Annotated in this window: 5 protein-coding genes; 1 reads left to right on the top strand and 4 read right to left on the bottom strand. The window is 62.2% G+C overall.

All coding sequences use genetic code 11. The features are described from left to right. Nucleotides 1–36: 36 nt before the first annotated feature. Both AB7008_RS45155 and AB7008_RS45150 read right to left on the bottom strand, forming a co-directional pair. The gene (locus AB7008_RS45155) at nt 37–1,128 is read right to left on the bottom strand and encodes a TRAP transporter substrate-binding protein (RefSeq protein ID WP_304491700.1); all 1,092 of its coding nucleotides are present in this window, start codon (nt 1,126–1,128) and stop codon (nt 37–39) included. 330 nt (nt 1,129–1,458) lie between these two features. Next, complete coding sequence (locus AB7008_RS45150; RefSeq protein WP_028157759.1) at nt 1,459–2,550, bottom strand: TRAP transporter substrate-binding protein; 1,092 nt, start codon at nt 2,548–2,550, stop codon at nt 1,459–1,461. 292 nt (nt 2,551–2,842) lie between these two features. Between AB7008_RS45150 and AB7008_RS45145 the strand changes: the two genes are divergently transcribed. Continuing rightward, entirely contained in the window at nt 2,843–3,928 is a 1,086-nt protein-coding gene (locus tag AB7008_RS45145) for an NAD-dependent epimerase/dehydratase family protein (RefSeq protein WP_304491699.1), read from the top strand. Between the two features lie 187 nt (nt 3,929–4,115). On the opposite strand, the gene AB7008_RS45140 is transcribed toward AB7008_RS45145, so the two are convergent. Together AB7008_RS45140 and AB7008_RS45135 are read right to left on the bottom strand one after the other, a co-directional pair. After that, a complete protein-coding gene (locus tag AB7008_RS45140) occupies nt 4,116–4,496 on the bottom strand; it encodes a hypothetical protein (protein WP_028157761.1) in 381 nt (126 codons plus the stop codon). Between the two features lie 522 nt (nt 4,497–5,018). After that, a complete protein-coding gene (locus AB7008_RS45135; protein ID WP_441260951.1) occupies nt 5,019–6,326 on the bottom strand; it encodes an NAD(P)H-dependent oxidoreductase in 1,308 nt (435 codons plus the stop codon). Between the last annotated feature and the right edge of the window lie 139 nt (nt 6,327–6,465).

Below are 6,465 nucleotides of genomic sequence, written 5' to 3'. Positions count from 1 at the left end.
GGGGCTTTCGTCGTTTTCAGACGCCGTGAACCGTCCTCACGTCCGTGTCCGCATCCGCATCATGAAGCTGTCATAGCTGAGCTCGGCGACCTGCATCCACGCCAGCGACTCGTTCCTGAACGCCGATAGGCTCGTGTACATCTTGTTGAAGTGCGGATTGGTCTTGCTGAGATCAGCGTAGATCTCGTTGGCGGCGTTGTAGCAGGCCTCCAGCACTTCCTGCGGGAACGGCTTCAGGATCGCGCCGGCCACCAGCAGACGCTTCAGTGCCGGCGGGTTGACGTAGTCGTATTTGCCGGTAACCCAGGTGAAGGTATCGCGCGACGCCATCTCGACCACGGATTGATAGTGCTTCGGCAGCGCGTTCCATTTGTCGCGATTTATAACGTTGTGGCCCTGGCCTGTGCCTTCCCACCAGCCCGGATAGTAATAGTATTTTGCGACCTTCACGAAGCCGAGCTTCTCGTCGTCATAGGGCCCGACCCATTCGGCAGCGTCGATCGTGCCTTTCTCCAGCGCCGGATAGATGTCGCCGCCTGCGATCTGCTGCGGCACGCCGCCGACCTTGGCGATGATCGTGCCGGCGAAGCCGCCGACGCGGAATTTCAATCCCTTGAAATCCTCCATCGACTTGATCTCCTTCCGGAACCAGCCGCCCATCTGGGCGCCGGTCGAACCGGTCGGAATACCGAGCGCGTTGTATTCCTTCAGCAGGTCGTTGAGCATCTCGGTGCCGCCGCCGAACAGCAGCCAGGAAATATGCGCCCGCGTGTTCAGTCCGAACGGCAGCGAGGTCCCGAACGTGAACGCGGGGTTCTTGCCCCAGTAATAATACAGCGCCGTGTTGCCCATCTCGACCGTGCCGTTCGAGACAGCGTCGAGCACCTGAAGTCCCGGGACGATTTCGCCGGAGGCGAACGGCTGGATCTGGAATTTGTTGTCGGTGGCGTCAGCGACGCGCTTGCAGAAATATTCGCAGCCGCCGTAGAGCGTATCGAGCGCCTTGGGCCAACTCGCGGCGAGCCGCCATCTCACTTCCGGCGAAGATTGCGCGATGGCCGGCGCAGCCACCGCTGTGCTTGCCGCCAGGCCAACGCCTGTCACTTTCAGGAATTCACGACGTTTCATGCGTATCCCTCCGTTGTGCCGATTGCTCGACTAAGGGAACGATCTTCGTGTCGTCTTTTGCTTCGCCGAGAACCGAACTTGTCTTTGGTGAAGATGTGAGTGTGTCCGACGGCCCTTCAGGGCTCTTTGTGGATCCCGTACGTTGCGGTTCCGGCCATCAGGATGACTGGTCGCTTCGCGATAATCAAGCGGCGTCGGAACGCTCGCAGTTGCGAAGTTAATTGGGACAACCAGGTTTGGTCCGAAACAGGAACCAAAGCACGTAAAACCCCGGAGATGGCAGCATCTCCGGGGCTTCTGCGTCTTTAGTCGTGTGAGCCGCTCAGCGCCTCACGTCTTGGTCCGCATCCGCGCCATGAAGCTGTCGTAGCTCAGCTCGGCCACCTGCGTCCAAGGCAACGAGTCATTCTTGAACGCGGTCATGCTCGCATGCATCTTGCCGAAATGCGGATTGGTCTTGGAGAGATCGGCGTAGATCTCGTTGGCGGTGTTGTAGCAGGCTTCGAGCACCTCCTGCGGGAAGCCCTTGAGGATCGCGCCGTTCACGATCAGCCGCTTCAGCGCCGGAGCATTCACCGCATCGTACTTGCCGGTGATCCAGGTGAAGGTGTCGCGTGACGCCGCGTCGATCGCTGCCTGGTAGTGCTTGGGCAGCGCGTTCCACTTCTCGATGTTCATGATGTTGTGGCCCTGGCTCGTGCCTTCCCACCAGCCGGGATAGTAGTAGTACTTCGCGACCTTGGCGAAGCCGAGCTTCTCGTCGTCATAGGGGCCGACCCACTCGGCCGCATCGATGGTGCCCTTCTCCAGCGCCGGATAGATGTCGCCGCCGGCGAGTTGCTGCGGCACGCAGCCGAGCTTGGCGAGGATCGTGCCGGCGAAGCCGCCGATGCGCATCTTCAGGCCCTTGAGGTCGTCGAGCGTCTTGATCTCCTTCCTGAACCAGCCGCCCATCTGCGCGCCGGTCGATCCGGTCGGGATGCCGTAGACGTTGTGCTCTTTCAGGAGATCGTTGACGAGATCCTGTCCGCCGCCCCACAGCAGCCAGGAAATCTGCTGGCGCGTGTTCAATCCGAACGGAAGAGCGGTTGCGAACGTGAACGCGGGGTTCTTGCCCCAATAGTAATAAAGCGCGGTATTGCCGATCTCGACCGTGCCGTTCGACACGGCGTCGAGCACCTGCAGGCCCGGGACGATCTCGCCCGCCGCAAAAGGCTGGATCTGGAATTTGTTGTCGGTAATGTCGGCGACCTGCTTGCAGAAATATTCGCAGCCGCCATAGAGCGTATCGAGGGCTTTCGGCCAGCTCGTGGCGTAGCGCCACCTGACCTCGGGCGACGACTGCGCGATCGCGGGCGCAGCCACTGCTGTGCTCGCGGCCAGGCCGACGCCTGTCACCTTCAGAAAATCACGACGTTTCATGCGCATCCCTTCCATTGCGTCGATGCATCGACCAGGGAACGATCTTGCTGTCGTCTTGTCTTCGTCGAGGATAGACGTTCTCTTGTTGAGATTTGTTTGAGCGTTTCCGAATGGCCCTGATGGGCTCTTGTTGCTGGAAACCGAGCGTTGCGGTTCCGTCAGCAAGGATGACCGGTCGCCCTACGATAATCAAGCCTGATGCCTTCCTCGCAAGTGCGAACGCGGGCCAGACGCAAGTCGGAACCATCAGCGACCTGCTACTCGATTGGGCAATAACAAGGGAGGCTCGCGCATGACGGGCAAAAAGGTCGTGGTCGCTGGGGCAACCGGTCTCGTCGGCAACGCCGCGTTGCGGCACTTCGGCACATCCAGCCTTTGCGAGGTCATCGCGCTGTCACGGCGCAAGCCGCGCGACCTCTACGGCGCCCGCCACGTCCCGATCGACCTTACCAGCGAAATCGATTGCCGCCGTGCCGCGGCCGAGCTTCAGGGCGCCACCCATTTGATCTACGCCGCGCTCTACGAGGCGCCACAGCTCGTCGATGGTTGGCGCGATCCGCAGCAGATCAAGACCAATGATCTGATGCTGCGCAATTTGATGGCCGCGCTCGAGCCGATGGCGCCAGACCTCAGGCATGTCGCCTTGCTGCAAGGCACCAAGGCCTATGGCGTTCACGTCCGCCCCTTGACGGTGCCGGCGCGCGAAGGCCGCTCCGAGATGTATGAGCAGCCCAACTTTTATTGGGCGCAGGAAAATTTCCTGCGCGAGCTCCAGGCCGGGAAAGCCTGGCACTGGAGCATCTTGCGCCCCGTCCTGATCGTCGGCCTCGCCATGGGGGGCGCCATGGATCTGATCCCGCCGCTCGGCGTCTATGCCGCGATGCTGCGCGAGCAGGGCAGGCCGCTCGACTTTCCCGGCGGCGCCGCGCGAGTGGCGCAGGCCGTCGACGTCGATCTCCTCGCGCGCGCGATCGCCTGGTCGGGCGAGGCCAAGGCGGCACAGAACGAAGCCTTCAACGTTACCAATGGCGATGTCTTCACCTGGGAAAACATCTGGCCCGCGGTGGCCGACGCGCTGGAGATGAAGCCCGGCAAGCCAATCCCGCTATCGCTCGCCAAGGAGTTTCCCAATTGGGTCTCTTCTTGGGATGCGTTGCGACGCAAGCATGACCTCGTGTCGCCGGACCTCACCGACTTCGTCGGCCTGTCGTTCCAGTACGCCGATTACAGCATGCGCTACGGCCAGACCGAGTCCGGTCCGCCCTCGATCGTCTCGACGGTCAAGATCAACCACGCCGGCTTCACCGAGATGATGGACACCGAAGACATGTTCCGGAAGTGGTTCAAACAAGCCAAAGAGAGCCGGCTTCTTCCATAGAGATCGCTACTACGAAGGCAGTGCGCTCCCTCTCCCGCTTGCAGGGCCGGAGGTCGGGGCCGTTCCTGCATCCAGTCGTGCACCCACCGCGTGACCTGGATGCTGATTTCGGCGAGAGCCGCAAGCCGGCACGAAACAGGCGGCCCCTTTGGGGCCGCCTGAGCTGTTTAACGTCAGAGCAGATGACCTACTGGCAGAGATGCTGGAGGCCGTCGCTCCCCTTGAAATAGGTGCCGGGCCGGCAGACGATGCCGTTGCGGGCAGCATACGTACTCCAGCTGCCTTGCCAGCCCATCTCGCCGTACGACATGCCGCCGGGCGACATGGCGTAGGAATTGCCCCAGCCGCCGACAGTCGCGCTCGGCGCTGCCGGCTGGCGATATGCCGTTCGCCGAGTTGATGGCCGATATCGATAGTCGGGGGTGGTCCCCGTTCCAAGACCCGTGCAGCTGGCAAATTCAGCTTGGCATGCGTCCGGATTGGAGTTGTACCACTGCGCCTGTGCAGCAGAGCTGGACAGGGCAGATGCCACAACAACGACCGCACCAAGAATTTTCAGATTTAACATGGATTGCTCCTTACGGTTGGACCGTGGTGCAAGATGCCACGTGTGTCAGTATCCAGTTTTTTTCGCGCGCAAAACATCAAATCGACGTGACCCGTTGGGCGAGCACAAACAGAACGAGCATCCCGGTGTCATCCTTCGATCGCGAAGCCGAACTCATGGTTCAACATTCACCGCTTTGGCATAGCTACACTTCATCTATAATTCTCTTCCGTGGATCAGCTACAGGAGGCAAGAATGAAGCGATCAATTGCCTTGTCAGCGTCGCTAATTATTGGCTTCTCAGTTGGAAGCAATGCAGGCGCGAGTGCTGCAACTTACTGCCAACGCGTTGGCTATCCCGCCAATTGTGTCGCTCGGACCGGCGTCATAGTCGCGCCAACCCGTGATGTCCGCGGAATGCCACCATCAATTGATGCGGGCCCGAGCGGCGTTATAAGGCAGGACTTGTTCGCAAGGAATAATCCGAACAATTTGCGATCGGATTGGCCCAGTCCGCCCGCTCAACCGGGGCAGTTCTAGCCGTTATTTCGCGAACGCCGTCTCCATCGCCTTCCTTGTCCTGATCGTCTCGCTGTTGGCGTCGAATTCGACATCGCTCCAGCGCACGATCTCGCCATGGGCGACGTCGTGCTTCAGCTTCGGGCGATGTGCGAGACCGATCGGCAGGGCGCCCGCCTTCAGGCTCGCGGCCGCCGGCACCAGCTTGCCCCACACGGTGTAGCCGCCTTCGCCGTCCAGCATCTCTCCGGCGCGCAAGTTCCGCTTGGCGACGGCGGCGACGTCGCCGCGGAAGCCATAGGGCTGGCCGGTCGGCTCGCCCCGCAGCGCCGCCGACAGGATCGAGATGTTCAGCTCGAGCCCGATCAGATGGTACGGCTTGTACATCGCCGCGAAGCGTCCGCTGCCGTCGGTCTTCAGGCCGTATTGCCTGAAGCAATCGGCGGCATAATCGTTCGGCGCCTCCAGCACGACATAGACGCCCCAGCGCAGATCGCGAAACACCGGACGGCCGTCGCGCTCGAGCGAGGAGACGACCTCGACGACGCCCGACCGCTCCAGCACGCCGCCCTTGTCGCTGGGGCGCATGACATGCGGCAAATCGTCGACGCCACAGGGTGGAAACAGCAAGCCGCTCGCGGGCACGTCGAGGCCGCAGGCATTGGCGATTGCTGCCATCTCGATTGCCGATTTGGTGCCGTCGAGGAAGGAGTTGAACATCTGCGGGTTCATGCCGGCCGACTGCGCTTCACCCGCGGTCAGGCCGTAATGCTGCCAGACGCCGTCAGGCGTCACGTCGTGATAGGCCGGCAGATATTTTGTGCCCTTGCCGGCTGCGACCACGCGAAAACCGGTGGCGCGTGCCCAGTCGACCATCTCGGCCGTCAGCGCCGGTTGATCGCCATAAGCGAGCGAGTAGACCACGCCCGCCTTGCGCGCTTCCTCGGCGAGCAGCGGGCCCGCCAGCACGTCGGCCTCGACATTGACCATCACGATATGCTTGCCCGCCGCGATCGCCGCGCGTGCGTGCCTGATGCCGACGGCGGGATTGCCGGTCGCTTCAACGACGACATCCATCGCGCCGCCGGCAATGGCGCGGGCGCCATCGTCGGTGAAGACGGTGGCCGCGATGCGCTCGGCGCTCCAGCCCACGGTGCGGCACGCCTCACGGGCACGGTCGCGATCGATATCGACGATGATGGGCACCTCCAGCCCCGGCGTGTGCGGCACCTGCGCCAGAAACATCGAACCGAACTTGCCGGCGCCGATCAGCGCGACACGGACAGGCTTGCCGGCGGACGCGCGAGCCTGAAGGAGGCGGAAGAGGTTCATGTTGCTACCCGATCAAGTATCGTGTCCCGGACGCGGTGCAGCGTGCAACGCTGCTCCGCAGAGCCGGGACCCAGGGAAAAACTATCCGTGTGGCATGGGCCCCGGCTCAGCAGCGCATCACTGACGTGCTGCGCTGCGT

The sequence above is a fragment of the Bradyrhizobium sp. 521_C7_N1_3 genome (assembly GCF_052075975.1).
GTDB lineage: Bacteria > Pseudomonadota > Alphaproteobacteria > Rhizobiales > Xanthobacteraceae > Bradyrhizobium > Bradyrhizobium japonicum.
The sequence above is the reverse complement of the archived record's forward strand: the minus strand, read 5'-3'. Positions and strand labels throughout refer to the sequence as shown.